Origin of the sequence: Microterricola gilva, assembly GCF_004217495.1 — a bacterium.
Lineage (GTDB): Bacteria > Actinomycetota > Actinomycetes > Actinomycetales > Microbacteriaceae > Microterricola > Microterricola gilva.
Genome location: NZ_SHLC01000001.1, coordinates 369,294 through 395,436, shown reverse-complemented (window position 1 = coordinate 395,436; position 26,143 = coordinate 369,294). Strand labels below are relative to the sequence as shown.

Annotated in this window: 24 protein-coding genes and 1 tRNA gene; 10 read left to right on the top strand and 15 right to left on the bottom strand. The window is 67.4% G+C overall.

The features are described from left to right. Nucleotides 1-131: 131 nt before the first annotated feature. Entirely contained in the window at nucleotides 132-1,670 is a 1,539-nt protein-coding gene (locus EV379_RS01720; RefSeq protein ID WP_130504634.1) for a PucR family transcriptional regulator, read from the top strand. A 96-nt stretch (nucleotides 1,671-1,766) separates the two neighbouring features. Here EV379_RS01720 and EV379_RS01715 read toward each other — a convergent pair whose 3' ends face one another. Beyond that, complete coding sequence (locus EV379_RS01715; RefSeq protein ID WP_130504633.1) at nucleotides 1,767-3,275, bottom strand: CoA-acylating methylmalonate-semialdehyde dehydrogenase; 1,509 nt, start codon at nucleotides 3,273-3,275, stop codon at nucleotides 1,767-1,769. A gap of 110 nt (nucleotides 3,276-3,385) precedes the next feature. Then, nucleotides 3,386-3,865 carry a DUF5997 family protein gene (locus EV379_RS01710; RefSeq protein ID WP_341273520.1) on the bottom strand — a complete coding sequence of 160 codons (480 nt, stop codon included), beginning with the start codon at nucleotides 3,863-3,865 and terminating at the stop codon, nucleotides 3,386-3,388. 98 nt (nucleotides 3,866-3,963) lie between these two features. On the opposite strand from EV379_RS01710, the gene EV379_RS01705 reads away from it, so the two are divergent. The 4 genes from EV379_RS01705 (at nucleotide 3,964) to EV379_RS01690 (ending at nucleotide 6,339) form a co-directional block, all read left to right on the top strand. After that, nucleotides 3,964-4,740, top strand: coding sequence for a LysR substrate-binding domain-containing protein (locus tag EV379_RS01705; protein ID WP_130504632.1), 777 nt, complete (start codon nucleotides 3,964-3,966; stop codon nucleotides 4,738-4,740). Next, the gene (locus tag EV379_RS01700; RefSeq protein WP_130504631.1) at nucleotides 4,740-5,492 is read left to right on the top strand and encodes a glutamine amidotransferase; all 753 of its coding nucleotides are present in this window, start codon (nucleotides 4,740-4,742) and stop codon (nucleotides 5,490-5,492) included. Before EV379_RS01705 ends, EV379_RS01700 begins: the two co-directional genes overlap by 1 nt. Before the next feature lie 52 nt (nucleotides 5,493-5,544). Next, nucleotides 5,545-5,618: transfer RNA gene (locus tag EV379_RS01695), tRNA-Met, on the top strand. Nucleotides 5,619-5,673: 55 nt separating this feature from the next. After that, nucleotides 5,674-6,339: a thermonuclease family protein gene (locus EV379_RS01690; protein WP_165397258.1), complete on the top strand. Its 666-nt coding sequence runs from the start codon at nucleotides 5,674-5,676 to the stop codon at nucleotides 6,337-6,339. Nucleotides 6,340-6,345: 6 nt separating this feature from the next. Here the strand turns inward: EV379_RS01690 and EV379_RS01685 are convergent, their stop codons facing one another. Next, on the bottom strand, nucleotides 6,346-6,600 hold the full coding sequence (locus EV379_RS01685; RefSeq protein ID WP_130504629.1) for a DUF6458 family protein: 255 nt from the start codon (nucleotides 6,598-6,600) through the stop codon (nucleotides 6,346-6,348). A 177-nt stretch (nucleotides 6,601-6,777) separates the two neighbouring features. Between EV379_RS01685 and EV379_RS01680 the strand changes: the two genes are divergently transcribed. Beyond that, nucleotides 6,778-8,280: a DHA2 family efflux MFS transporter permease subunit gene (locus EV379_RS01680; RefSeq protein ID WP_130504628.1), complete on the top strand. Its 1,503-nt coding sequence runs from the start codon at nucleotides 6,778-6,780 to the stop codon at nucleotides 8,278-8,280. Here the strand turns inward: EV379_RS01680 and EV379_RS01675 are convergent. Further along, nucleotides 8,277-10,133 carry a BCCT family transporter gene (locus EV379_RS01675; RefSeq protein WP_242616186.1) on the bottom strand — a complete coding sequence of 619 codons (1,857 nt, stop codon included), beginning with the start codon at nucleotides 10,131-10,133 and terminating at the stop codon, nucleotides 8,277-8,279. The two genes, EV379_RS01680 and EV379_RS01675, sit on opposite strands and share 4 nt — an antisense overlap. Nucleotides 10,134-10,300: 167 nt before the next feature. Continuing rightward, the gene (locus tag EV379_RS01670) at nucleotides 10,301-10,744 is read right to left on the bottom strand and encodes a VOC family protein (protein WP_130504627.1); all 444 of its coding nucleotides are present in this window, start codon (nucleotides 10,742-10,744) and stop codon (nucleotides 10,301-10,303) included. Between the two features lie 208 nt (nucleotides 10,745-10,952). Between EV379_RS01670 and EV379_RS01665 the strand changes: the two genes are divergently transcribed. Further along, nucleotides 10,953-14,003, top strand: coding sequence for a hypothetical protein (locus EV379_RS01665; protein WP_130504626.1), 3,051 nt, complete (start codon nucleotides 10,953-10,955; stop codon nucleotides 14,001-14,003). 79 nt (nucleotides 14,004-14,082) lie between these two features. Here the strand turns inward: EV379_RS01665 and EV379_RS01660 are convergent, their stop codons facing one another. From EV379_RS01660 to EV379_RS01640, 5 genes are all read right to left on the bottom strand, one after another. Next, nucleotides 14,083-14,280 carry a hypothetical protein gene (locus tag EV379_RS01660; protein WP_130504625.1) on the bottom strand — a complete coding sequence of 66 codons (198 nt, stop codon included), beginning with the start codon at nucleotides 14,278-14,280 and terminating at the stop codon, nucleotides 14,083-14,085. A gap of 96 nt (nucleotides 14,281-14,376) precedes the next feature. Further along, complete coding sequence (locus EV379_RS01655) at nucleotides 14,377-14,643, bottom strand: GlsB/YeaQ/YmgE family stress response membrane protein (RefSeq protein WP_055834996.1); 267 nt, start codon at nucleotides 14,641-14,643, stop codon at nucleotides 14,377-14,379. Between the two features lie 209 nt (nucleotides 14,644-14,852). Next, nucleotides 14,853-15,533, bottom strand: coding sequence for a pentapeptide repeat-containing protein (locus EV379_RS01650; RefSeq protein ID WP_130504624.1), 681 nt, complete (start codon nucleotides 15,531-15,533; stop codon nucleotides 14,853-14,855). An 86-nt stretch (nucleotides 15,534-15,619) separates the two neighbouring features. Beyond that, a complete protein-coding gene (locus EV379_RS01645) occupies nucleotides 15,620-15,949 on the bottom strand; it encodes a DMT family transporter (RefSeq protein WP_130504623.1) in 330 nt (109 codons plus the stop codon). Next, nucleotides 15,946-16,311: a DMT family transporter gene (locus EV379_RS01640; RefSeq protein WP_242616185.1), complete on the bottom strand. Its 366-nt coding sequence runs from the start codon at nucleotides 16,309-16,311 to the stop codon at nucleotides 15,946-15,948. Before EV379_RS01640 ends, EV379_RS01645 begins: the two co-directional genes overlap by 4 nt. A gap of 248 nt (nucleotides 16,312-16,559) precedes the next feature. On the opposite strand from EV379_RS01640, the gene EV379_RS01635 reads away from it, so the two are divergent. Continuing rightward, nucleotides 16,560-16,907, top strand: a complete 348-nt coding sequence (locus EV379_RS01635; protein WP_130504621.1) for a carboxymuconolactone decarboxylase family protein — start codon at nucleotides 16,560-16,562, stop codon at nucleotides 16,905-16,907. Between the two features lie 112 nt (nucleotides 16,908-17,019). Here the strand turns inward: EV379_RS01635 and EV379_RS01630 are convergent, their stop codons facing one another. The 5 genes from EV379_RS01630 to EV379_RS01610 form a co-directional block, all read right to left on the bottom strand. After that, the gene (locus EV379_RS01630; RefSeq protein ID WP_130504620.1) at nucleotides 17,020-18,219 is read right to left on the bottom strand and encodes a Gfo/Idh/MocA family protein; all 1,200 of its coding nucleotides are present in this window, start codon (nucleotides 18,217-18,219) and stop codon (nucleotides 17,020-17,022) included. Nucleotides 18,220-18,319: 100 nt separating this feature from the next. Further along, nucleotides 18,320-19,600 carry a Gfo/Idh/MocA family protein gene (locus tag EV379_RS01625; RefSeq protein ID WP_130504619.1) on the bottom strand — a complete coding sequence of 427 codons (1,281 nt, stop codon included), beginning with the start codon at nucleotides 19,598-19,600 and terminating at the stop codon, nucleotides 18,320-18,322. Then, nucleotides 19,584-20,522 carry a carbohydrate ABC transporter permease gene (locus EV379_RS01620; protein WP_207226177.1) on the bottom strand — a complete coding sequence of 313 codons (939 nt, stop codon included), beginning with the start codon at nucleotides 20,520-20,522 and terminating at the stop codon, nucleotides 19,584-19,586. The genes EV379_RS01625 and EV379_RS01620 overlap by 17 nt, the downstream gene beginning before the upstream one ends. Further along, on the bottom strand, nucleotides 20,519-21,412 hold the full coding sequence (locus EV379_RS01615; RefSeq protein ID WP_130504618.1) for a carbohydrate ABC transporter permease: 894 nt from the start codon (nucleotides 21,410-21,412) through the stop codon (nucleotides 20,519-20,521). Before EV379_RS01615 ends, EV379_RS01620 begins: the two co-directional genes overlap by 4 nt. Before the next feature lie 91 nt (nucleotides 21,413-21,503). Then, entirely contained in the window at nucleotides 21,504-22,808 is a 1,305-nt protein-coding gene (locus EV379_RS01610; protein ID WP_130504617.1) for an ABC transporter substrate-binding protein, read from the bottom strand. A 214-nt stretch (nucleotides 22,809-23,022) separates the two neighbouring features. On the opposite strand from EV379_RS01610, the gene EV379_RS01605 reads away from it, so the two are divergent. Next, nucleotides 23,023-24,207 carry an ROK family transcriptional regulator gene (locus tag EV379_RS01605; RefSeq protein ID WP_130504616.1) on the top strand — a complete coding sequence of 395 codons (1,185 nt, stop codon included), beginning with the start codon at nucleotides 23,023-23,025 and terminating at the stop codon, nucleotides 24,205-24,207. 51 nt (nucleotides 24,208-24,258) lie between these two features. After that, nucleotides 24,259-26,034 carry a beta-galactosidase gene (locus tag EV379_RS01600; protein ID WP_341273542.1) on the top strand — a complete coding sequence of 592 codons (1,776 nt, stop codon included), beginning with the start codon at nucleotides 24,259-24,261 and terminating at the stop codon, nucleotides 26,032-26,034. Nucleotides 26,035-26,143: the final 109 nt, after the last annotated feature.

The window sequence follows — 26,143 nt, the reverse complement described above, 5'->3', positions numbered from 1 at the left end:
ACCGAGCCCGCCCCACCCACTCGACTTCTGTATAGTCGCGCGTAGTTGTCTCAACATATGTACACAGCGCGAGCTGCGCAGAACCTCAGCTGCGCAGCACGTCACCAGCACAGAGTCGGAAGCGAGCAGAGATGCCACCATCCATCCGGGCGATCCTGCAGAACCCGGCGTTCAACGTGCGCGTCGTCAACGTTCGGGACGGCGCCCCGGCCGGTGCACCGGATGGCGCGCTCGACGAGCCGCTCAGCTGGGTGCACAGCTCCGACCTGGCCGACCCGACCGAGTTCCTCGAGCCTGGGCAGCTGCTGCTCACCGACGGTGCCCAGTTCCCGCAGCGTGCCAGGGCGCAGGAGTATTACGACGCCTACGTCGAGCGGCTCGCCGCCCTCGGCATCCGGGGCCTCGGCTTCGCCACGGCCGTGATCCACCCGCAGATCCCGCCCCGCCTCATCAGCGCCTGCGAGCGCGCGGGGATGCCGCTGCTCGAGGTCTCGAACCGCACGCCGTTCATCGCCATCATCCGCTTCATCTCCGCCGAACTCTCGCGCGAGCAGCTGGCGCGCGTTGAGTGGTCGCTCAACGCCCAGCGGGCCATCTCCCGCGCCGCGCTGCGCCCCGACGGCCTGCGCTCGATCCTCGCCGAGCTCGAGAAGCAGCTCGGTTGCTGGGTGCTGCTCTTCGATGCGGCCGGCAATCGGGTGCCGTTCCCGACCCGGCACCCCATCCCAGGTGACCTCGTCGACTCCGTGGCGGATGCCGCCACGCAGGCGCTGAAGAAGGGCACCCGCTCCGCCTCCCGCCAGAGCGGGCCGCAGGAGTTCACGCTGCAGACGCTCGGCGGCGGCAAGCGCCTCCGCGGCGCCCTGGCCCTCGGGACCTCTGAGGCGATGGACCCGGCCGGCGCCGATCTTCTCGGCAGCGTGATCGGCCTCGCCAGCCTCGCCCTGGAGCAGAACCGCGCGCTCGACAACGCGCGGCGCCACCTCCGGGCCGGCCTGCTCGAGCAGCTCCTCGCCGGCGACCGCACCGTCGCCGATCGCACAGCGGAGAAGGTGTGGGGCCGACTGCCGGAGGAGCCGATCACGGTCTCTGTTGTGCGCGACGCACAGCACGGCGACCACCTGCTCGAGGCGTTGGAGCTCGAATCCGACGAGCACCGCGGCGGGGTCTTCTACGCACAGCGCAACGATCACATCGTCGCGATCGCCGGAGAGAAGCACGGCGGCGACCTGCGCGAGCTCTTCGCCGCGCACCGGGCGACCGTCGGCAGCTCCACCCCCATGCGCTACGCCGAGCTGGGCCGCGGGGTCACCGAGGCCGAGCGCGCACTGGCGCGCGCGGTGGAGACGGGGGCGGATGACGTCGGCTTCACCGAGTTGCTCGGCGACGGCATGCTGGGCCTCCTCAGCACCGACAGAGCCGCTGCGGTCGCCCGCGGCGTGCTGCTTCCGGTCGCCGGCCACGACGCGAGGGAGGGGACCGCGCTGGTGCCGACCCTGCGCGCCTGGATCGCCAACAACTGCGCGTGGGAGCCGACGGCGCAGCGGCTCGGCATCCACCGGCACACGCTGCGCAACCGGATCGACCTCGCTGGAACGCTGCTCGGGCTCGACCTCGACCTGTTGCAGGACCGCCTGGAGCTCTGGGCAGCGGTGCAGTTCACCGAGTAGCGCGGCCCGGCTGTCCTCGTACCGCGCCCAACTCGAAGAATCGGCGGCATCTCCCGCGAGAATGCAGCCGATTCTTCGAGTTCAGTGGCTGCGGGGCTACTCGTTCTCGGGGAAGCCGAGGTTGATGCCGCCGTGGGTGGCCGGGTCGAGCCAGCGGCTCGTGATCGCCTTCTGACGGGTGTAGAAGTCGAAGCCGGCGACGCCGTAGGCCTTCGAGTCACCGAACAGCGAGTCCTTCCAGCCACCGAAGGAGTGGTACGCGACGGGAACCGGGATCGGCACGTTGATGCCGATCATGCCGACCTCGACCTCGTTCTGGAAGCGGCGGGCGGCGCCGCCGTCGTTGGTGAAGATGGCCGTTCCGTTGCCGAACTGGCCGGAGTTGATGAGCTCGAGGCCCTCGGTGTAGCTCGCCACGCGCACGATGGAGAGCACCGGTCCGAAGATCTCCTCCGTGTAGACCCGACTGCTCGTCGGAACGGCGTCGAGCAGGGTCGGGCCGAGCCAGAAGCCGTTCGGGTCGCCGTCGACCTCGATGCCACGCCCGTCGACGACGACGGTCGCGCCATCCGCGGCCGCGATGTCGATGTAGGAGGCGACCTTGTCGCGGTGCGCCTCGGTCACGAGCGGGCCCATGTCGAGGTCACGGCGGCCGTCGCCGATGCGCAGCGTCGCGATGCGCTCGGTGATCTTCTCGATCAGCACGTCGGCAACGGGCTCGACGGCGAGGACGACGGAGATGGCCATGCAGCGCTCACCGGCCGAGCCGAAGCCCGCGTTGATGGCCTGGTCCGCCACGAGGTCGAGGTCGGCATCCGGAAGCACCAGCATGTGGTTCTTCGCGCCGCCGAGAGCCTGCACGCGCTTGCCGTGCTTGGCGGCCGTCTCGTAGATGTACTGCGCGATCGGGGTGGAGCCGACGAAGGAGATCGCCTTGACCTCCGGGTGGGTGAGCAGGCCGTCGACGGCCTCCTTGTCGCCGTTGAGCACGGTGAAGACGCCGTCGGGCAGACCGGCCTCCTTCCATAGCTCCGCCAGCCAGAGCGCGGCGGACGGGTCCTTCTCCGACGGCTTCAGCACGACGGTGTTGCCGACCGCGATCGCGATCGGGAAGAACCAGAGCGGCACCATGGCAGGGAAGTTGAACGGGCTGATGACCCCGACGACGCCGAGCGCCTGCTTGGTCGAGTACACGTCGACACCGGTGGAGACGTTCTCGGAGAAGTCACCCTTGACCAGGTGCGGGAAACCGGTGGCGAGCTCGACGACCTCGAGGCCGCGCTGCACCTCGCCCGCGGCATCCGAGAGGGCCTTGCCGTGCTCGCTGGTGATGATCGCGGCCAGCTCGTGCTTGCGGGCGCTCAGCAGCTCGCGGAAGGCGAAGACGATCGACTGGCGCTTGGCCATCGAGGTCGCGCTCCACGCGGGGAAGGCGGCGGCCGCGGAGGCGATGGCCTTCTCGATCTCGCCCTGGTCGGCGAGGCCGACGTTCGCGGTCACGACACCGAGAGCTGGGTCGTAGACCGGCGCGGTGCGACCGCTCGTGGATTCGTGACGGGTGCCGTCGATCCAGTGCGGGATGGTTGGCAGTTGCTTCTCGCTCATGTGGGGTTCTCTCTCTGTGGGGCTGCATCACACACTAGGTATGAGCAGCCCCGCCACATGATGGACATTTGTCAGGGGCAGTGCCCCGGTCTCGACAAACGTCCCGATCGTTACTTCGTCTTCTTGAGCGCTTCCTTGCCGGCCTTCGCGTTCTTCACGCGGATCTGCTCCTCGCGCACCTCGTGCTGGGTCGCGCGCTCGACGACGAGCCACTGCGGCTTGGTCTCGAGCAGGTGCTTGATCTCGGCGGTGGTCAGCGGCTCGGTGACGTCGGCACGGATCAGGCCGGAGATCGAGACGCCGAGCTTGGCGGCGACGACGGGGCGCGGGTGCGGGCCGTTGGCACGCAGCTCGACGAGCCAGACGGGCGGCTCGGCGATGATCGCTTCGAGGCCGTCACGGGTGATCGGCTCGCTGGTGAACTCTGCGGGGGCGGCGCTCAGCAGAATGCCGAGCTTCTTGGCCGCCGTCTCCGGCTTCATGATTTGCTGCTTCTTGGGCTTGGGCTGCTGACGCTTGTCTTCGACGTAAACGGGTGCCTCGGCGTTGTCGGCGGCTGGCGCGACTGGATTGCTCTCTTCGGTACTCACCTGCCCAGCGTATAGCCTGAAGCTGTGGGTTCGGCATCCGGTGCCCACCGCCCAGCGCGAGGTCGTCGCGCGGGGCCCAGCCAGCAGAAGGAACCCTCGTGACACTCAAGCTCGGCTTCGTTGAAGGGGTCACCCCCACCAAGTGGATCCGCATCTGGAAAGAGCGATTCGCGGATGTCGCGATCGAGGCGTTCTCGCTGCCGCAGAGCGCGCAGCTCGATCCGCTCAGCGCGGAACCGGGCGCAGCTGGCCACGCCGATCTCGTGCTCGTGCGCCTGCCGCTGAACGCCCCTGACGCGCTCGAGCTGAGCGTCATCCCTCTCTACTCCGAGGTGGCCGTCGTCGTCGTGCCCAAGGACCACGCCATCGCCAAGCTCGACGAGCTCACCCTGGCTGAGCTGGCCGAGCTCGCCGGCGAGAGCACGACGGGCTACGCGCCGGGCGACCCGGATCTCGGCATCGCGATGGAGCTCGTCGCAGCCGGCGTCGGCCCGATCATCGTGCCGCACAGCATCGCCAGGCTGCACAGCCGCAAGGACCTGACCGCCAAGCCGGTGACGGATGCCGCAGAGACCCGCATCGCGATCGCCTGGCCGGTCGATGCGACGACCGAGCAGGTCGAGGAGTTCGTCGGCATCGTGCGCGGCCGCACCGCGCAGAGCTCGCGCGGGATCGCGCCGGAGACCGACGCCAACGGCAAGGTTCTCAGCCGGGCCGCCAAGGCCAAGGCCGCCGCCCGTGCGGTGCGCGAGGCATCGGGCAAGCAGAAGAAGCCCGGCCAGGCCAAGAAGAAGGTCGCCGGAAACGGCCACCGCCCGAACCCCAACCCCGGCCGGCCGCACTCCAACAAGGGCAAGAAGGGCAAACGCCGCTGATGACCACGAGCACTCCGTTCCTCTTCCTCTCGGCGCGCCCGGAGGAAGACGCGGTGACCCCGGAGTACGAGGCGATGCTCGCCGCGACCGGCCTCGGTCCCACCGAGTTGCTGCACCACCGGCTGGATGTCGACGCGCTGCCCCCGTTGCCGCTCGACGGATTCGCCGGGGTGATCGTCGGCGGCAGCCCTTACAACATCACCCAGCTCTCCGAGCGGAAGTCGCCGACGCAGCTGCGCGTCGAGCACGACCTCGCGAAGCTCGCCGACTGGGCGGTCTCCACTGACTTCCCCGTGCTCTTCACCTGCTACGGCATCGGCATGCTCACCCAGTGCCAGGGCGGCGTCGTCGGCACCGAGTTCGGTGAGGAGGCCGGGCCCGTCACCGTGACACTCACCGCCGACGGCCTGGCCGACCCGCTGCTCGCCGGCCTCGAGCCGAGCTTCACTGCGCTCGTCGGCCACAAGGAGGCGACGAGCGTGCTGCCCGCGTCGGCCACGCTCCTCGCCACGAGCGAGGCCTGCCCGGTGCAGATCTACCGCGTCGGGGCGAATGTCTACGCCACGCAGTTCCACCCCGAGGTGCTGCCGCTGGACTTCATCGCGCGCGCACACGTCTACAAGGAGCACGGCTACTTCCCCGCGCACGAGCTCGACGAGGTCGCGGCCAGGCTCGCGGCATCCGTCGTCACCGAACCGCCGAAGATCATGACCCGCTTCGTGGAGCGCTTCACACGGCGTCACGCGGCGTAGGGCTCCGCAACACGGCACACCCGCGCCGCCGGCCTCCGTAGTGTCGAGGCATCGCGGCGTACCCAAGTGGTCAAAGGGAACGGTCTCATAGCCCGTCATTCGCAGGTTCGAATCCTGCCGTCGCGTCTGCTCGGGCCCGCAGTGTGACGACCCCGTCGGGCGGATGCCGTACGCTCACGTGGTGCCCTCCCCCTCCTCCCGAACTCCCGCGTCACGCCAGCGCCGCATGAACCCGTGGCTGCGCCTGTTCATCCCGCTCGCGCTCGTGCTCCTGGCCACCGCCGCCATCTGGGCGCCGAAGCTGGGCTGGTTCGATGCTCTCGGCAGCACGGACAGCGGCGCCGGCAGCGGTATCGAGAGCGGAGCGGCGAGCGAGCAGGGTCTCGAGGCAGGGCCCGCGGCGGCCGCGCCGCCCCGCCCGGATTCGGCCGTCGCCGTCACAGTCGACTACGTCCACGACGGCGACACCCTCTTCGTCTACCCGGAGCAGCCGACCGCAGTGCTCGGCAGCACCGAGAAGACCAAGGTGCGCCTGCTCGGCATCGACACCCCAGAGGTGGGCGAGAACGCCGAGTGCTTCGGTGCGGAGGCGACGGAGGCGCTCCGCGCGCTGCTGCCGGAGGGCAGCACGGCGTGGGCGCTCACCGACGTGAATCCCACCGACAAGTACGGCCGCAGCCTGTTGCTGATGTGGACGGATGACGGCCGCTTCGTCAACAACGAGCTGCTGCTGGGCGGCGCGGCCACCGTGCTGCAGATCGACCCGAACCGGGCGCACACAGCGCTGTTCCAGCAGTCAGAGGCCGCCGCCGCGGAATCCGGCGCCGGCCTCTGGGGTGCGTGCTGAGCGCTGTCACAGCTCGGGGGAAATCTCGTCTTCCCTTCTGGTCGTCTGCTCGCCGCGCACCGGGTCCGAGAGCGTTTGTGTCGTCGAGACGCTGCGGCGCCGACGCATGAGCAGCGCGATGCCGATGATCGTCACCACCGCACCGGCAGCCATCAGGATGTAGCCGACGAGATCGAGGTCGATCCAGTCAAGCGTCACGTTCAGTGCGAAGGTGAGAATGGCGCCGATCGCGATCAGGAAGATGCCGAGTCCGATACTCATGGTTGCACCTCATTTCTCCGTGGGGCCCTGAGTTCGGCTCCCAGTTCGGACCCTACGCGGCAGGCAGGGCGCCGAGAAGGGCTTGACACCGCAGCGGCCTCGGCTCCCCTCTGGCCGATGCGCACCGCCGGGTTGATACTGGAACGGTGCTCTCGCACGCCGGAAGGATCACACCTCATGCCTGACACCCCACCAGCAGGCCTGCCCGCCGAGTCGCCAGCGGGCGCGGCCACCGCACCGGCGGCATCGCCACCCGCGGTTCCCCGGCGTGCGTGGTCCGCACTCATCGTGCTGCTGCTCGGCATGTTCATGGCGCTGCTCGATACCACCATCGTCAACGTCGCGCTGCCGACGATCCGCACCAGCCTCGACGCCTCGGAGGCGACCCTGTCGTGGATCATCTCCGGCTACGCCCTCGCCTTCGGCCTCGCGCTCATCCCGGCCGGCCGCGTCGGTGACCGGATCGGCCACAAGTGGGTGTTCTTCACCGGCCTCGCCCTGTTCACGCTCGCGAGCCTGTTCTGCGGACTCGCAACGAATGACCTCCAGCTCGTCGTCGCCCGCGTGGCGCAGGGCCTCGCCGGCGGTGTCTTCGTGCCGGCCGTCACGGCCCTGATCCAGCTGATGTTCCCGCTGAACGCCCGTGGCAACGCGTTCGCGATCATGGGGGCGACGATCGGGGTCTCCACCGCGATCGGTCCCATCCTCGGTGGCCTCATCATCGAGGCGTTCGGCGAGGTCAACGGCTGGCGCGTCGTGTTCTGGGTGAACCTGCCGATCGGCGTCATCGCGCTGATCGCCGCAGCCATCCTGCTGCCGGTCCGCGGCGGGGCACGAGTCAAGACGGCCACCGATCCGATCGGGCTGCTGCTGCTCTCGGCCGGGCTCATCGCCATCCTCGTCCCACTGATCGAGGGCCAGGACCTCGGCTGGCCACTGTGGACCTACCTCACGCTCGTGGCCGGGGCCGTGCTCATCCTGCTCTTCGCACTCTGGGAGCTGCGCCTGGCCAAGCGCGGGCGCTCACCGCTGGTGCCACCGCACCTGTTCTCCCACCCGGCGTTCAGCGGTGGCGTGATCCTCGCGCTGGTCTACTTCGCGTCGTTCACCGGCATCTTCTTCACGATCTCGCTGCTCTGGCAGGCCGGCCTCGGCCACACCGCCCTCGAAGCGGGCCTCGTCTCGCTGCCATTCGCGATCGGCAGCATCATCGGCGCGGCGCAGAGCGACCGCCTGTCGCGGATGCTGGGCCGCACCGTTCTGGTGATGGGCACCGCGCTCGTGAGCATCGGTCTCATCTGGGTGTGGCTGGTGCTGCTGCTGACGCCGGCCACCGAGCTGAGCAGTTGGCTGCTGCTGGTGCCCCTGTTCATCGCCGGCGTCGGCAACGGCTGCTTCATCGCCCCGAACGCGCAGTTCATCGTCGCCACCGTCGATCGTTCGGAGGCCGGGGCGGCGAGCGGCGTGATCAGCGTCATGCAGCGCGTCGGCGCGGCCATCGGCATCGCCATCGTCGGCAGCGTGTTGTTCGGAACGCTGAACATCACCGGAAACACGCCGGAGGCGGTCGCAGACGCATTTGCGAGCAGCGCGGCATCCGCCCTCGCGGTGAGCGCCGGGCTCAGCATCGTCGCCTTCCTCTTCGTCTTCACCCTGCCGAAGCGGGCGCCGACGCCCTAGAGCGGTGGTTCCCGATCGGCGTGCTGAGCCGACTCGTCGGCCGCCTCCGGTGAAGCCTCGTCATCCTGCGCATCGCCGCCCTGCCTCGCATCGAGCATCGCCGCCTCGACATCAGCCGCGGCTGCATCGTCGATGGCCTGCTGCTCGGCCTCCATGAGCGTGTCGATGGCGGCCGTCGACGGTTCGGGGTTCGGCAGAGCGCTGGCCGTCGTGGCGACCGTTACCGGTTCCGCGGCCGGCCGCTTTCGGAGCGGCCACGGCCAGAGTGCCGGCCGAACCGGCGTTGGCTCCTCGCCGCCGTCGTCGGCATCCAGCCCATAGAAGTCGCCGATGTCGTCGACGAGTTGTGCCCGCCGCGCGAGGGCGTAGGCTCTCCGCTCCCGGCTGAAGGCGATCACGGTCGACCAACAGATCATCAGCATCACGATGCTGAACGGCAGGGCGATGATGATCGCCGCCGTCTGCAGCGCGACGAGGCCGCCAGAGAGCAGGAGCGACGCGGCCAGCAGCGCCGTGATCACAACGAAGAAGACCCGCACCCACCGCGCGGGGTGGATCTGGCCGCCGGATGCGAGCATGCCCATGACCAGCGCACCGGAATCGGCCGAGGTGATGAAGAACACGCCGATCAAGATGATGACGCCGATGGTGAGCACCTGGCCGCCCGGAATCTGGGCGAGCATGGCAAAGAGCGCGCCCTGCAGCTCGACGGTTCCATCCTCACCGACGAGGGTGCCCGGGTTGGTGAGCTCCATGGCGATGGCTGTACCACCCAGAACGCTGAACCAGAGGATGCCGATGAGCGTCGGAACGATGATCACACCGGTGACGAACTGCCGCACGGTGCGGCCCTTCGAGACGCGGGCGATGAAGACGCCGACGAACGGCGCCCACGAGATCCACCAGCCCCAGTAGAACGAGGTCCACTGCGCCTGCCACGCCTCGCCCTCCTCCCCGGTGAAGGCGTTCACGTTGAAGGAGAGGCTGATGAAGTTCTGGATGTACGACCCGATCGACTGCACGAACTCGCGCAGCAGGAACGTCGTCGGCCCCATCACCAGCAGGTACACGACCAGCAGCCCCGCCAGCACGAGGTTCGTGTTGGAGAGCCACTTCATGCCTCTGTCCACGCCGGAGAGCACCGACCACAGCACGAACACGGAGATGACGCCGATGATCAGAAGCTGAGTGAGCTCGGTCGGGTCACCGAGCCCTGCGGCCTCCAGCCCCGAACTGATCTGCAGCACACCGAGGCCGAGCGAGGTGGCCACACCGAACAGGGTGCCGACGAGGGCGACGGTGTCGATCGCGTTTCCCCAGCCGCCGCGCACACGCCGGCCGAGCAGCGGCTCGAGCGCCCAGCGCATCGAGAGCGGGCGTCGGCGTCGGTGGATCGCGTAGGCCAGCGCCAGCCCGACGACCACGTAGATCGACCAGGCGTGGACGCCCCAGTGCAGATAGGTCTGGGTGAGAGCCTGCTGGGCCAGCTGTGCCGGGGTGCCTGAAACACCGGGCCGCGGGTCCGCGTAGTGGCTGAGTGGTTCGCTCACACCGTAGAAGACGAGGCCGATGCCCATTCCGGCGGCGAAGAGCAGCGAGAACCACGACATGAGGGAAAACTCGGGTTCCTCGTCGTCCTTCCCGAGCCGGATGTCGCCGAAACGGCTGAACCCGAGGAAGAGGCTGAACACCACGAAGAACGCGGCGATCAGCACGTAGTACCAGCTGAAGGTGTTGACGATGCTGGACTGGATCGCGCCGAACATGGCTTCGGCCGCCGCCGGGGCAAGCAACGCGAAGCTCACGAAGAGCGTCACGATCACCGCCGCGGGCCAGAAAACCCATCGTTTCACCGCTGGCTGTTTGGACTTCACCACGTTTGCCACATCTCTCAGGCTAGTCACTCCTCGAGATCGTGCCCAGCGCCGCGCGTCGCCAGGACGCGGCGACAGCCCGGCTCACGCGCGGCGACTCCGGCGACGATCGGTCGGGAACGCCTATCTCACCACGGGGATGGCACTCAGGAGGTGGAGTGTCGTTCGGCCGGCTGGCTGGCGGCGAGGACCTCGAGGTAGTGCGGGTTGGACATGACGCCGAGCACATTTCCGAAAGGGTCGACCACGGACGCCGTGACGAACCCGGCATCGCCGTGCGGCGTGATCGGCTGGTACTCGGTGGCTCCCATCGCGAGCAGCCGCGCCACGGTTGCCTCGAGATCGTCAACATGCCAGTGCATGACGACACCGCCCGGTTCCGTCGCGGAACCGGGCGGCGCCCAGGCGCGGCTGATGATGCCGAGCTCGTGCTGATAGTCGCCGACGCGGTACTCGATGTAGGCAGCACGGCCATCGGGTCCAGGCTGGCTGAAGTACGGCTCGATGCCGAGAAATTCGGTGTACCAAACGGATGCGGCCGTGACGTCGTCGGCCCACATGTTGATGGTGCTGAATCCCCGCAGACTCATGAGTTTCCCTCTCTTGTCGTGTCGTTGACACAACGGTAAGGGTCAACCCGGAGATTGCGGCGACAATTTTCTGAAGTTCGTAGTCAAGCGTTGACCGCTCGGTTCCAGATCCGCGCCGCCGGCTGCCTGACCACGGCCGGGTAGCCGAGTCCCGGCGCGGCGCCCGCCGGTGACGCTCGCTCGGCCCGCGGCGCACTAGTCTGGCCCAGTGAAACGTGCGCTGCGGCAGAGACTGACCCTCCTCGGTGTTGCGGCGGCACTCCTCGCACTCGGCGCCGGCGTTGCCGTGCAGGTCTCGGATGCCCTCGGCCTGCAGAGCGAGCCATCGATCGGGATCCCCGTTGAGGAACTCGCGGTCGCACCCGCCACCGCCGCCGTGTTGCCGCCTCAGTTCACGAGCATCGATGCGCCGGATGATCTGCGCACGAACACCGCCATCGACGCGCTCCGTGATGCCGTTGCCGGTGCGGGAGCGACGGAGGGGACCGCGACGCTGACCGTGCGGTTCGATGCAGCCGAGCCGGACTCGGATCAGAGCTACACCGTGTCGGGCAGCGCGGAGGCGATCACGATCGCGGCGCCCACCCGCGCCGGAGCCGTGCTCGGCATCTACGACCTCGCATCCGCGGTACGGGCCGGGCGCCCAGTCGCCGAGAATCTCGGCCGCACCGTCGACTCCGCACTGCCGTTCCGCATGGTCGACCTCGGCGCCGTCGGGGTGAAGCCGGATCCGGCCGGCTACACGGACGGCACCGACTACTCGCACAACTCCAATGCGTTCAAGGACGTCATCCTCGCAGACGCCCCGTACATCGACGCGACGGAGCTGGCCGTCGCGACGAGCGAGTTCGAGGAGTACGTCCGGCACTCACTCGCCCTCGGCTACAACGCGATCGCGGTGCCCGGCTTCATCGAGTACCTCACCTTCGACGCGGTGCGCGACGGCACCGACGTCTACGCCGCCGATGATCAGCACCGCGCCCGCGCACTGGCCATGCGGGAGGCGTTCGGGCCGCTGCTCGACTACGCAGACCAGCTCGGCATGAAGGTCTACATGCGCACCGACATGCTCGCACTCAGCACGCCCCTCGCGCAGTACTTCGACGAGGCCTTCGGCGGGCTCGCAACAGAGGACCCGAGGTTCTGGGATGTCTACCGCGCCGGGCTCGACGAGCTCTACGCCGCCCTGCCCGCCGTCGACGGCGTCGTGATCCGGATCGGCGAGGCCGGCCGCGTCTACGACCTTCCCGGTTGGGACTACTACTCCGAGCTGGCCGTGACCTCGGTCGACGCGGTGCGTGCCATGCTCACCACCTTCAGCGAGCAGGCAGAGGAATCGGGGCGCGAGGTGATCTTCCGCTCGTGGAGCGTCGGCGTCGGAGCCGTCGGCGACATGCACACGAACCCCGAGTCCTACGCCCAGGTGCTCGATGGGATCGACTCCCCCGCCCTCGTCGTGTCGACGAAGTACTCCCTCGGCGACTTCTACAGCTACCTACCGCTGAACACGACGCTCGAGACGGGCAGCCAACGGCGCATCGTCGAGTTCCAGAGCCGACGTGAATTCGAGGCCTTCGGCGCGCTGCCGAACGATCTCGGTTCGCTCTACCAGACCGCCCTGGCCCACTTCATCGCCGCCAACCCCAACGTCGAGGGGATCTGGACCTGGACCCAGGATGGCGGGCCGTGGCGCGCCGGGCCCATGACGCTCGAGTTGAAGGCCGGCTTCTGGCAGCTCTACGAGCTGAACACCGAGCTTGCCGCGCGACTCGCCCGCGACCCGGCGCTGGACCCGGCCGCTCTGACGGCCGACTGGATCCACGAGTGGTTCTCCGATGACCCGGCCACCGTGCGGGCGATCGCCACGGCGATGTCCGAGTCGCGGGACGCCGTGACCGGCGGTCTCTACATCGGTCCATTCGCCTCCCAACGGGTCGAGGCACTCGGCCTGGAGCCGCCGCCCATGATGTGGATCTTCGAATGGGACATCCTCACCGGCGACAGCGCGGTGCTCTCCGTGATCTACCACGTGAGTAAGTCCGAACTCGAGACGGCCATCGACGGCGGCGCCGAGGCCGTACGGACCGCCGAATCCATGCGCGATGTCGTCGCGGCATCCGACCCGGCGACGTGGAAGGACCAGGGGCTGCGTGAGCAGTTCGTTGCCGCCCTCGACTACCAGGTGAATCTGTTCGAGACGCTCGGCTCCTACCGCACCATGGTGCTGCGCCACAGCCAGTGGCTGGACACCGGATCGAGCACGGCCAAGGAGCAGTGGGCGGCCGCGCGCACAGCGTTCGACGGCTTCGCCGCGGAGCACGAGGCCCGCTACGGCGACTCGATCGAGCTGCCGGCGTTCAACCTCACGGCGGCCCGCATCGGCGAGGCCAGAGCGGCCCTCGACCTGCCGATGGCGTGGCTGGCCCGCATCGCAGGCGGGCTGCTCGTGCTCTGGCTCGCTCTGGGGATCCTGGCCAGGTGGCCCCGCTTCGCGGCGTGGCCGGGAGCGGCAGCGGCCCGGGCCCTGTGGCTCGCCGGGACACGGCCGTGGCGCGCCGCGGGCGCCGTCGCCGGACTCTCGACCGCTTCCCGCGTGCTCCTCGTCGGGGTGCCGGCGGTGCTGCTCGTCGTGAGCCGGGGCATCTATGGCTGGTTCCTGGCGCCGTCGCACCTGCTCTTCACCACCGCGGCCTGGCTCATCTTCGCCGCGGCCATCGCGCTCGCGCTGCGCCGCCGCTCTCCGTGGGCGGTGATCGCGGCCGTGGGAGGGGCCGTTCTCCTGCGCACGCTCCTGCTGCTCGCCGTGCTCGCGGTGCGCGGCCCCGGCCACTACTGGTTCGAGTTCTGGACCGATCCGCTCGCCCGAACCGCCTACATCACCGTGGCGTTCGCCCTGTTCCTCTGGGTCCTGGTCGCGGCAGGCTGGTCACTCGGCATCCAGATCGGCGCGCGTCGGGCGACGGGGGTCGTGCTCGCGGCCGCCGGCCTGGTGCTCGCGGTGCTTGGCGGGTTCCTCGGTGCGATCGGGCTCGAGCAGGCGCTGACCGCGTGGAACGACGAGATGTCACTGATGCCGTGGGGGCTCTCGCGCATCCTCGGCCTGACGGTGTACCTCGAGATCCCCGCGTCGACGCCGTGGTACGCCGTGGTCGGCGGCGGAGCCCTGCTTCTCATCGGGGTGCTCTTGGCGTTGCCATGGCGACGCTCCGCTCGCGGGTCGTCGGCCCCGTCCCGCTCGGGAGCCGTCGCCGAGCTCTGACCGCCGGGGAACGCAAAGGGGAGGGGCGCCGAAGCACCCCTCCCACTCACGCGCAGGTTCTCGAACCCGACGGCGCCCGTCAGTCGTCGCGCAGCTGTTCTTTCGCTGCGTTCCGCTTCTTGACGGATTCGGCTTCCGCCTCGGCCTTGCGCACTTCGGCATCCGCCTTCACCTCGTCGATCTTGTCCTTGACGCGATCGACGGTGTCTTCGACCGAGCGCGACACCTTCTCGGCTGCGGCGCCGGCCGTCTCCTTGGCGTCATCGAGAATTCCCATGTTTCCTCCAACTGCGAGTCGTTCGAACAGACAAATGTGTTCGGCCCGCGGCAGCTCAGAGAGCCCTGAGCCGGCGCGGGCCGGGAGTGACCGCGACTACGCGGTCTTCTTGCGGCCGAAGATGAGGCCCCAGATCAGGAGCACGACGATCGAACCGGCGATGGCCACGAGCCAGGTCTGAATCGACCAGAACTCTTCGAGGCTGACGTTGAACAGCAGGCCGCCCAGCCATCCGCCGAGCATCGCGCCGACCACACCGAGGAGGAGCGTGACGAACCACCCACCACCCTGGTTGCCCGGCAGGATCAGCTTGGCGAGGGCCCCGGCGATCAAGCCGAGGAGAAGAAATGCAAAGAACCCCATGGTCATATCCCTTCCCGTTGAGGGCCGAACGCCGAGCGTTCGATCCCTGCTCCTCCGAAGTACGTGAGGAGCGGACTCCACCGTCCCACTCCGGCATTCCTAATGCAACCCATTCGGGGTACATTTCGGTATCGGCGACCGCGCTGAACCCCAGAAACTCGGGGCGCGGAGCGTCGAGCTGGGAAAGCTCTGGGAGAGCGCTGACGGGCTCAGTCTTCGACGATGATGCCCAGATTCGAGGCGATGGCCGGAGCGAGCATGCCGAGCTGAAGCTCGTTGATCGTGACGCCGGCGAGGTTGCGGATGCCGGCCACCTCGTGCACGTCTGCACCACGCAGATCGAAGTCGCGCACGGTCGCGTTGTTGAGGTCGAGCGCGCGGATGCCGCATCCGTCGAATGCGAGCCGCTCGGCCTTGGCCCCGCCGAGGTCGAGCTCGTCGATCGTGCAGTTGACGAAGAGCACGTCGAACAGCGTGGAGCCGCGCAGATTGACGTAGCCGAGCTTGCAATTCTCGAAGCGGAGCGCACGGAGCCCGGACTCGTAGAGTTCGGCCGAGCCGATGCGGGACTCGCGAATGGCCACGTCGCGCCAGGTCGAACGCGCGGCCCGCAGCACGGGAACGTTGAAGCCGTTCAGCACGGAGTCGACGATGCGGATGCTCCGCATCTCGGCCTCGTCGGCAATCACACCCGCGAAGGTGCTCTCACTCACCGTCGCGAAGTCGAGGGCGAGCGTGTCCAGGCTGAGCGCCTCAAAGCCGAGCGCGTCGACGCCCGCGTTCGCGCCGAGGTCACCGGCGTAGCCGGCCGCGAGATTCTGCGGATCGACACGGTCCAGTCGCGGGGCTTTCGTGGTGGAGCGAGCGGTGTTCGTGCGGCGTTCTGGCATCTGGCGCCCCTCCTCGTGCTGGCGTGCGCCCAGCCTATGTCGAAGCGCCGACGCCCGGATTCCGATACGGCTGCGCCCCGCGCTGCTCAGTGCGCCGCGCTGCTGCCGAACTCGACCGTGATCACGCCGGCGGCAATGAGGGCGATGCCGATCGCCATCGTGCGCGAGAGCGGCTCCTTGAAGATGATGCGGGAGAGCACCGCGGTGAGGGCAATGCCCGTTGCGGCCCACACCCCGTACGCGACGGCAACCGGCATCCCGAAATGGAGTGAGAAGCCGAGGCAGACGAACGCGGCGATGTATCCGATGGCGATGGGCGCAGCCCAGATCTTGCGTTTGAGTCCCTCGGAGGCCCGGAGCGAGAGCGTCGCGGCGACCTCGGTGAGGATCGCGAGGGCGAGGAAGAGCCAGCTCATGCGGCCACCTGCTCATTCTCCCGCTCGCGCGCGGCGATGGCACGCTGCGAGCCCACCTCGACGAGGAGGACGCCGCCGATGATCAGGATGATCCCGATGCCCATCACCGGCGTCAGCGGATCGCCGAAGATCACGGCGGAGAGCACCGCCGTGAGCGCGACGCCGCTCGCGCCCCAGATGCCGTATGCGACGCCGACGGGCAGGCCGAGGCGCAGGCAGACGGCGAGCAGCACGAGGGCCGAGGTGTAGCCGACGACGACCAGCACGTACCAGGCGGGGTTCGACAGCGCGGCCTTCAGCGCGAGGGTCGCCGCGACCTCCACGGCGATCGCGACGCCGAGCGCGAACCAGGCCCTGCTCACGCGCGGCACCCCCGACCGCGCTGGCACCGCACGGTACTTCGAACGTGGACGGTCACGGTCATGTCGCGCTGCACTTTCTCTCGGTGCACATCGGTCGGTGGCGACGATCTGCCACGCCATCCCAGATTGTATGGCCAGAGCCCGGGCTTTCATGCGAACTCCATGATGTGACCGGGAATGTCCGGAGGTCGAATGGGGCGTGCAGCGTCGCTGCGATTCCACCAGAGCTTCAGTGAGAGGAAATTTTCATGTCTGACGCAAGCGCCGACGATGCACCCGTGCTCGATCTGCTCGCCCGGATGACGGCCGACTCCCTCGACGCGTCAACCCTCGACCCCGACACGGTGATGTTGGTGCGCCTCGCCGCGCTCGTCGCCGTCGGAGCGCCTCCCGTCTCGTACGCCCTGAACATCGACGTCGGTGCCGAGCTTGGCCTCGATGCCGACGACATCCGCGGCGTGCTGACCGCGATCGCCCCGATCGTCGGAACGGCGAAGGTCGCGGCGGCCACCGGCAGCATCGTGCGGGCCCTGGCCGCCGAGATCGAGCTCGCCGATCTGGAGATCGCGTTGCTCGAAGACGAGGACGACGACTAGTCGCACGTCCCGGGACAGCACAACCCCCTGATGTTCTCGCCATTGCGAGTACATCAGGGGGTTCTCTGCTGGTGGGGCACTGGAGGCGCCCCGGCTCGCAGCTACCTCGTCATCACGCGATCGGAACCGCTGTCTGTGCGACGACCGGTCGTGAGCCGGGCTGGCCCAGATCGTAGTACTCGATGAGGTCGGCGGGCAGGGCAGGAACGGTACGAGCCCCCTGATCCGTGCGCATCGACTCCGTGGCCAGCACTCCGGCCGCGACCGCCTGGCGGGCTGCGATCGGCGATGTGGCGGTGATGCCGCCGTCCGCGACGAACCGGATGAACTCGGCGAGCAGCCGCGGGTCTGCGCCGCCGTGCGTCCCGTCTGCGGCGGGAACGGGGATGACCTCATCGGGTCGCGGATCGCTGCGCCTGCTGGTCCAGACGTGAATGCTCTCGCCGTCCGCGTCGCTGATGTTCTCGATCCGTCCCTCTGTGCCGATGACGGTGTAGTTCCGCGCGGAGTCCGGGGTGTAGTGGCACTGCTGATAGCTGGCCAGGACGCCGTTGTCGAGCTGCATCGTGACCAGTGACAGATCTTCCACGTCGACGTTCGGGTTGATCCCGGTCACCGTCCGCGGCGGCCAGTTCTGCTCGTCGAGCCACTCGGGCATGAGTTCGCCCTCCGGGGTTCCCCGCTCGCCCAACTCGCCGTAGACGGTCAGATCGCCCATCGCCGAGACCCGCCGGGTGTATCCCCCAGCGAGCCAGTGGATCACGTCGATGTCGTGGGCGCCCTTCTGCAACAGCAGGCTCGTCACCCGGCTCCGCTCGGCGTGCCAGTCCTTGAAGTACCAGTCGCCGCCGTTGCCGACGAAGTGCCGAACCCAGATCGACTTCACCGCGCCGATGCGCCCGGCACGGATGACGTCACGCATCGTCGTGAACACCGGCATGTGCCTCAGGTTGTGACCGAGGTACAGCCGCGACCCGGTCCGCCTGGCCACCTCGAGCATCTCGTCGGCGTCCTCGATCGTGATTGCGATCGGCTTTTCGCAGAACACCGCGATCCCGGCTTCAAGGCACGCTTTCGTGATCTGCGCGTGCGTGTCGTCTGGCGAGAGCACGAATACCGCCGCGAGCCCCGCGGCCAAGAACTCCTCGAGGTCCCCGGTCACCAGCGCGTCGGGGAACTGGGCACGCGCACGGCGCTGGCCCGCATCGGATGGATCGCAGATCGCCCGCACGTCAACATCCGGCATCGCCTGGAGTTCCTCGGAGAGGGACGCGCGTGCGCCGAAACCGACGATGCCAACCGGCATACTCATTGTCTTTGTCCTTTCAATTCTTGCTGACCATTGGCGCTACTCCGTTCGTAGCGGCCGATTCCGACTGCGGGCTGCAGTCGGCTGCGAAACTCACATGTGTTCACGACGGCAACGAGACAACGGCGCCCGTGAGACGTGCCTCTTCTGCCGCGAACACCACCCGGTGACTGGCCATGCTCGCGGAGATGCTGGTCGTGAGTGAATCGGGCGATGCCTCCCGAAGGGCCCTGATGAACTCCGTCAGGAGAGCCCTGTCGCCTCCGCCGTGCCCAGCTGCGGCGTCGAAACCGAACTCATCGGTGTCGTACACCGTCGTCTTCAGGGTGCGGAAGTCGTACACGCTGATCATTCGACCGTCGCCGGTGATCTGCCCGGCCGTGCCGAAGAGGCGTGTCTTGCGGTTGGCGCCCTCCGAGAACGCAGTGAGAGTGAAGCTTGCGAGCCTTCCCTCGGTGAACTCCATCTGCACAGTCTGGTGATCGACCATGTCGTTGTCGGCGAGAAATGCACACCGCCCCCACGGACCCGTCTCGAGTGCTCGGTCAATCGCCTCAGGGGTCACCTCGCCTGCCATGACGAGGGCGTTGTACTCCTCGGCCGAACCAGGGTTGTTCAGTCCGCGACGATAGAACCGTACCGCCGAGAACGCACAGGATGATTCCACGGCACAGCTCACACACCGATCAGATCCGCCGGCGGGCTGCGATTCGGGCCGAAAGTACCCCAGCGAGCCGAAGGAGGCCACCCGTTGCACCGGTCGACCCATGATGTGCAGCAGCCAATCGATGTCGTGGCACGATTTCGCAAGCAGCAGGCTGTGTGCCGTTTCTGAACGAGCCCAGTTTCCGCGCACAAAGGAGTGCGCGAAGTGGAGGTGGCCGATCGGCTCGAGATGTTCGATCTGCATGATCTCGCCGATCGCGCCGGCTTCGAGAAGCTGGCGCAGTTTCTGCGTGTACGTGGTGTACCGCAGCACGTGACAGACCGTGATACTGACCCCATTGGCCTTCGCGGCGGCCTCGATGTCGTCGCAGTCTTCTGGGCTGGTCGCGATGGGCTTCTCGAGGAGGATGTCGTAGCCCGCCTCGGCAAACGCAACGCTCGCGTCGCGGTGATACGCATCGGGAAGCGACACGATGACGGCATCCGCGAGGCGAGGCAAAGCGGCGAGCTCGCGCCAGTCGTCGAAGACCTGCGCGTCCGGGAAGAGGCTTGCGAATCGACGCACCGTCGTCGGATTCTTCTCGGCGACGGCCACGATCTCAACACCGGGCATCTCCGCGGCCTCCGCCGCATACGCGTGCCCTCGCATTCCCGCGCCGACGACGGCGAGACGGATGTTCTGCGCGTGCCCGCTATCGGCGTTATCCCTTTGCTGCACCACTTGTCAGCCCTTTCACGAAGTATTTCTGCAAGAAGATGAACAAGATGACGATCGGGATCGTGGCGAGCACCATGTACGCGAACACCGCCCCGTAGTTCGATACGTACTGGCTGATCTGGCGGTACATGCCCACGGTGACCGTGGTTCCGCTACCCGGTCCGAGGATGATCAGCGGAGTGATGAAGTCGTTCCACACCCCGACGGCGAGGAAGATGATGACGCTGGCCGCCGCCGGCCGCAGCAGCGGAAAAACGATCGCCCAGAATGTGCGGATTGGGCCTGCTCCATCGATGGCGGCGGCCTCCTCGATCTCCTTCGGGATGGTCCGCATGAACCCGCTGAAGACCAGCACGCCGAAGGGCAAGTTGCCCGCGACGTAGACGATGATCAGTCCGAAGATCGATCCGATCAGGTGGAAGTCGTCCAGCATGCGCAGCAGCGGCAGCAGGGTGGTCGCCTGGGGGATCATCAGGCCGAGCGGAATCGTGATCCAGAGCAGCTTGGCGAACCAACTCGAGGATCGCACCATGTAGTGGGCCATCATCGCGGCGATGACGGTGGAGAGCAGCGTTCCGATGACAGTGATCTGGATGCTGTTGATCAGGCCAGTCCAGAACAGGCCGTCCGGGCGCGTGAACACGTCGACGAAGTTCTGCAGCGTGAGCGGCATGACCGGCAGCCCGGGGTACTTGTAGATATCCTCCTGCGACTTGAACGCGTTCAGCAGCACGAGATAGATCGGGTAGATGAAGACCGCGGTGACCACGAGTGCGATGATCGTGCGGACCGGGCTTGCGCCGCCCGCCTCCGGGCCGCTCCAACGGCGCCGGCGCCGGCGCGGAGCGCGGTGCTCCTGCGTGGCAGCCACTTCGGTGACGTCTGTCTGTTGGGTGAAGTCTTTCGACGCTGCGATGGTCACAGGTCTACCTCTCGCTTGCGCATCTGTCGGATTGAGAGCATTGAGACGGCGGCGATGATGATGAACATCACGGCAGCCTTGGCCGCGCTGTATCCCACCTCGCCGGAGTCGAGGCCGGTCTGCACGACATCGAATGCGAGCGTCGATGTTGTGCCGACGCCCGGTCCGCCGTTGGTCATGACCTTCACCTGGTCGTAGATCTTGAAGCCGCCGATCAGCGACAGCACTGTCATGATGGTGACGGATGGCGCCAGGAGCGGCCAGGTCACGGTCCAGAACCGCCGCGCGGGACCCGCGCCGTCGATGGCCGCCGCCTCAAGGAGCTCCTTCGGAATGCTCTGCAGCCCGGCGAGGTAGAGCACCACGCAGACACCGACGGATTGCCACGCGACGATGGCTGCGACGCTGTACAGGGCCAGATTGGGGTCGGACAGCCACCCGGGCGGGTCCGAGGTGAACGCGCGCAGCGCGGAGTTGACCAGTCCGTCATCCTTCAGCAACTGCTGCCAGACCACAGCGACGACCACCGAGGAGAGGATGACGGGCACGAAGAAGACCGCTCTCAGTGCGTTGAAGACCCATCCGGTCCGGTCCAGCAGGATGGCGATGCCCAGCCCCACCGCATTGGGCACCACCGCGCAGATGATCGTGAGGATCACCGTGTTGCTGAGGGTCTGAAGGTACGCCGGATCGGAGAACAGTCGAACGTAGTTCTCGAACCACACGAACGAGGTGACGGCCCGGTACGCGTCTTCGTTCGTCAGGCTCGATCCGAACGCGACCAGCAGCGGCCAGAGCACGAATACTGCGTAGAGCGCGGCGCCGGGCAACGCGAATGTGAGGAAATGGAGCGGGCGCACGGGCTTCCGGCGCTTCGTCTGCGTGTTCATGAGGGCATCTTTGCTTCTCGAATATCTCGTGGGGGAAGGGGACGGCTCCGACGGTGGTCGGAATCCGCCCCCTTCCCGTGTGAAGCCGCGGCTACTTCTGCGCTGCGGCGTACTGCTCGTCGAGGTACTTCGCGAAGTCCTCTGGGCTCGTCTTGCCCGTCATCAGGTCGACGTTGGCGGCAACCATCTTGTCGTTGAATCCAGGCGGCAGTGCACCGTCACCCGTCACGTTGCCCCAGGCAGGAACGGTGGCACCAGCGTCGACGGCCCCGTTGTAGGCCTCAACCATCTGCGAGTAGAGCGCACCGACGCCATCGGGGACCGTGTACCCCTTCACCGTCACGATCGCTCCATCCGTGATCACGGTGGAGTCCAGGTTCTCGGTGTTGGTCTGGAACGCCAGCGCCCACTTCTTGGCGAGATCGACGTTCTCCGAGTTGGCGTTCACATTCATGCCCGCACCCGTCACCACCGGGAACGCCGGCTTGCCGCCGTCGCTCGGCCAGCCGAAGACGCCGATGTTGCTCAGGTTCTTGGAGTCCGCCGCCGCCGTGAACCAGGAGCCCATCGGGTACATCGCGGCCTTGCCGTCGAGGAATGCCTGCTCGAGGTCCGCATAGGTGCGGGTCATTCCGTCGGGGTCGGAGAAGCCATCCTTCACGAGGTTCGCGACCTTTGCCGCAGAGCTGACGAACTCAGGATCGGTGAACTTCACCTCGTCCTTCTCACGCTTGAGGAACCACGCCGGATCCTCGATGAGGACATCCGCCGCGACCACCGAGTTCAACGTGAGCACGGTCGCCCAGGTGTCCTCGCCGCCGCCGCCGATCTCGAACGGGGCGATGCCGGCTGCCTTCAGCGCGGCAGCGTCCTCAACGAGCTCGGCGTACGTCGTCGGGGGCGCGCTGATGCCAGCCTTCGCGAAGAGGTCCTTGTTGTAGTACACGAGCGGGATGGCCTGGGCACCCGTAGGGATGCCGTAGAACTTGCCGTTGATGGTGCCAGAGGTGAAGTCGGTGATGCCGGCCGCCTCGAGCTCAGCGCGGGTGTACTCGGCGAGCTCGCCCTTCTGGGCGAGGCCGTTCGCGATGCCGGCCGCGAAGATGTCGGGCGCCTGCCCTGAGGCGAACAGCTGCTGCGCGTAGGCCGGAGTGTTCTCGCCAACCACCTTCTTGATCGTGACGCCGGGAACCTCCTTCGATGCGCGGGCGATCGCGGCATCCCAGTACTCGGGGGTGAGGTTGGGGGATTCGGAGACGAGGAAGGTCAGCGTGACGTCGCCGTCAGCCTCCGAGCCGGTTGAGGGCGCGCCCGCCGTGCAGCCGGTCAGCACGAGGGCCGCCGCCGCGACGATGCCCAATGCCAGGTATTGCGTTCTACGTCGTTGTGTACGCACAGGATTCTCATTTCTTGGTGTGGGAGTGCGGGATTACCAAAATCATTATCATAATGTCTTGGTCCGGGTAGCTTCGCAGGGAGAACGGGTGTTGTCAACTGGTGATCATCCGCTAGTCTCTAGGGAATCGTGAGAGCTTGAGCGATTCAGAAATGAGATTCTTTATGTCGGTCAAGGGTGTCCGCATGGGCCCCGTGTGTGCGGGGACTCGTCTATGCCGCGGAAGTTGAAAGTCGCTGCCGTCATGCGGCTCCTCTATACGGCTCAGGTCAATGCGGCCGACGACGGTTGCGGTGACGGGCGCTACACGGTGACCGAGATCGCCCAGGCCGTGGGAATTTCGCGTCCGACCGCCGAAGACGTGGTGGATGCGCTCATAGCTCAGGGGTGGTTGGCCGAAGCTGCCCCGAACCCGGGTGACGGGCGTCGACAGGCTGGGCGCCCAGCGCGCACGATCTGGTTCGACGCTCAGGCAGGCTGCGTGGTGGGGGTTGATCTCGGTCCGCACTGGGTGCGAGCGCTCGTCTCTGACTTGGTCGGGAGTGTCATCGGGAGCGCGGAGTATCCCGTGGCAGAGGGCGCAACCGCCCGAGAGCGCATCGCTGCCGCACGCACGGCGATCACTGAGGCGCTGCACCTGGCCGGCCGCGAATTCGGACAGGTTCTCGCGGCGGCCGCCGCGACAGTAGGCATCGCGCAAGCGGACGGTCGAATCGTACGCTCAACGGTCCCCCAGCTGATGGGCCACAACATCTCCGAGATGCTCGGCGAGTTCCTTCCCGTCCCGGTGCAGATAGCGAATGACATGCGTGCGGCTGCTCTCGCCGAGTTCTGGAAGGGTGCAGCAGCGGGCAGCGGCAGTGCCGTGTACCTGCACGTGGGACGGCGACTCGGATCGGCCTACCTCATCGACGGCATCTCGCCGCTGGGGCATCACGGAGCTGCGGGTGAGATTCCGCCGCAGTCGGGTCACCGGCTCATCGATGCCTATCGCAAGCTCGTGAGCTTCACCGGGGTCGACGTCGATTCGCTGTCACAGGAGAGGATGCTGGGGATCGACCCGTTGACGGTCTTCGAGGCTGCGCAGCGCGGAGAGGCGGACGCGGGCCAGGCAGTCGCCGACTTCGCCGATGAATTCGCTTCAGGCATCGAGGGACTCGTGATCACCGTCGACCCCGAGGTGGTGGTCGTCGGCGGGGGTGTCGTCGTAGCCGGTGACATCGCAGCGGACGCGATCCGCATGCGGCTCGCCCAGGTGTGTGTCTTTGAACCACGGGTGGCTCTTTCGCCGCTCGGGGAGAGCGCAGCCGCAATGGGGGCGCTCCGTCTGGCCCTCAACGAACTCGAGGAGATGCTGTTCTCGAATCCCTTCGCCCACACGCAGACCGAACAGGATTAGCGGCACCTGCCTGGCAGCATTCACGACGTGATCCTGCGGCCCGGCATCCGCATGACCTGCAGGTGCCGACCGCCGCTCACCTTCACCTCGCCGCGTCGGCTGCCATCGCCACTCACTGACCGCGCACAACGAATGGACACCATGAAGCAGGCTTCACCCCCGTCACCGGTTCTCTCCGGCGCGGTTCACTACTTCCGGTCGCTTCCCGAGCAATGGCCCAATCTGATGCGATCGCTGAAGGCGATGGGCCTCAACACGGTCGAGACATACCTCGCGTGGAACGTGCACGAGCCCCGCGAGGGCGAGTGGCAGCGGCTCGACGAGATCACCCGGTTCCTGGACTGCGCTCACGCCGAGGGACTGCGCACGATCGTGCGTCCCGGCCCGTACATCTGCGCGGAGTGGGACAACGGCGGGCTGCCGTCGTGGCTGACCGGCCGCGTCGGCAAGCACGTGCGCACGCGGCATCCGGAATTCCTGGATGCCGTCGAGCGGTATCTGGACGCCGTCGTGCCCACCTTCGCCGAGCACCCGAGCCTGCTCATGGTGCAGGTCGAGAACGAGTACGGCTCGTTCGGATCCGATGCCGTCTACCTGGGCAAGCTGACGCGCATGCTGGCCGAACGCGGCATCACCGTGCCGCTGTTCACCAGCGACGGCTGGACGGACGCCTGCCTCACAGCTGGGATGATCCCCGGCATCCCGGCGACGGTGAACTTCGGCTCAGACGCGCCGGCGGCGTTCGGCGCGCTGGCGCGGTATCGCCCCGACGATGCGCCGTTCTGCATGGAGTTCTGGAACGGCTGGTTCGACCACTGGGGTCAGCAACATGTGACACGGGCTGCGGACGATGCCGCCGAGTCACTCGCCGAGATCCTGGATGCCGACGGCTCCGTCAACCTCTACATGGCACATGGCGGAACGAACTTCGGTGTCGGGGCCGGAGCCAACCACCACGATCACAATGGCGCGGATGAGTACCGGCCGACCGTGACCAGCTACGACTACGACTCAGCGCTCGATGAGCGCGGAGCGCCGACTCCGAAGTTCCGCGCCTTCCGCGACGTGCTCGCGGCACGAGGAGCCGAGATGGGTGAACTGCCGGAGCTGCCCCCTCTCATGCCCGATGCGACCGTGCCGCTGACCCGCACCGCCGAGGTCGTCTTCGATGATCGTGGGGCTTTCGCGGTTGCCCCCACCTTCGAAGAGCTCGGGATCGACCATGGGCTCGTGAGGTATGAGGTGCCCGTTGCGGGTCCGCGTGAAGCTCTGCCCCTCGAGATGATCGGGCTGCGTGACCGCGCCCACGTGTACGTCGACGACGAGCTGTTGGCGATCGTGGATCGTGACGGCGATACATCGATTCTTCCGCCGGTCGCCGGCGGCAGCATCGTGTCGGTCGTCATCGAATCGATGGGGCGGGTGAACTACGGGCCACGGCTGGGCGAACACAAGGGCCTCACCGGGCTGCGCCAGGGCCTGCAATGGCTCAACGGCTACACGGTGTCGACGCACGCGCTTCCGGAACTGCGCGAACTCACCTGGAGTCCGAACACGGGTGAGCCCGTCGCCGGCATGCGGTACTACCAGGCCGAGGTGCAGCTAACCGAGCAGGCCGACGGCTATCTCGAGGTCCCCGGCGGCGCGAAGGGCTACGTCTGGTTCAACGAGCTGTGCCTCGGTCGGTACTGGAATCGCGGACCACAGACGCGGCTCTACGTGCCGTGGCCGGCGACCAGGGTCGGTGCGAATGTGGTGACGGTGCTCGAACTCGACGGACTGACCGAGGCGACCGTTTCGCTGTCGGGCACGCCCGGGCTCGGTTGACTCCGTCGCGGTGTGATCGCCGAACGACCTGAGGCGGCGCTTCCCGCGGCGGCGGCGGCGCGGTGGAAACTGCACTTCAGCGCCAGACGTTTCCGCCGCGCAGCCGCCG

Bases quoted from the DNA above. Each gene is read 5' to 3' on its own strand.
- EV379_RS01600 (WP_341273542.1), top strand. From the start codon at position 24,259: ATGACCTGCAGGTGCCGACCGCCGCTCACCTTCACCTCGCCGCGTCGG.
- EV379_RS01670 (WP_130504627.1), bottom strand. From the start codon at position 10,744: ATGAGTCTGCGGGGATTCAGCACCATCAACATGTGGGCCGACGACGTC.
- EV379_RS01605 (WP_130504616.1), top strand. From the start codon at position 23,023: ATGCCGCGGAAGTTGAAAGTCGCTGCCGTCATGCGGCTCCTCTATACG.
- EV379_RS01685 (WP_130504629.1), bottom strand. From the start codon at position 6,600: ATGAGTATCGGACTCGGCATCTTCCTGATCGCGATCGGCGCCATTCTC.
- EV379_RS01615 (WP_130504618.1), bottom strand. From the start codon at position 21,412: ATGAACACGCAGACGAAGCGCCGGAAGCCCGTGCGCCCGCTCCATTTC.
- EV379_RS01650 (WP_130504624.1), bottom strand. From the start codon at position 15,533: ATGCCAGAACGCCGCACGAACACCGCTCGCTCCACCACGAAAGCCCCG.
- EV379_RS01655 (WP_055834996.1), bottom strand. From the start codon at position 14,643: ATGGGGTTCTTTGCATTTCTTCTCCTCGGCTTGATCGCCGGGGCCCTC.
- EV379_RS01660 (WP_130504625.1), bottom strand. From the start codon at position 14,280: ATGGGAATTCTCGATGACGCCAAGGAGACGGCCGGCGCCGCAGCCGAG.
- EV379_RS01680 (WP_130504628.1), top strand. From the start codon at position 6,778: ATGCCTGACACCCCACCAGCAGGCCTGCCCGCCGAGTCGCCAGCGGGC.
- EV379_RS01715 (WP_130504633.1), bottom strand. From the start codon at position 3,275: ATGAGCGAGAAGCAACTGCCAACCATCCCGCACTGGATCGACGGCACC.
- EV379_RS01720 (WP_130504634.1), top strand. From the start codon at position 132: ATGCCACCATCCATCCGGGCGATCCTGCAGAACCCGGCGTTCAACGTG.
- EV379_RS01645 (WP_130504623.1), bottom strand. From the start codon at position 15,949: ATGAGCTGGCTCTTCCTCGCCCTCGCGATCCTCACCGAGGTCGCCGCG.
- EV379_RS01630 (WP_130504620.1), bottom strand. From the start codon at position 18,219: ATGAGTATGCCGGTTGGCATCGTCGGTTTCGGCGCACGCGCGTCCCTC.
- EV379_RS01700 (WP_130504631.1), top strand. From the start codon at position 4,740: ATGACCACGAGCACTCCGTTCCTCTTCCTCTCGGCGCGCCCGGAGGAA.
- EV379_RS01635 (WP_130504621.1), top strand. From the start codon at position 16,560: ATGTCTGACGCAAGCGCCGACGATGCACCCGTGCTCGATCTGCTCGCC.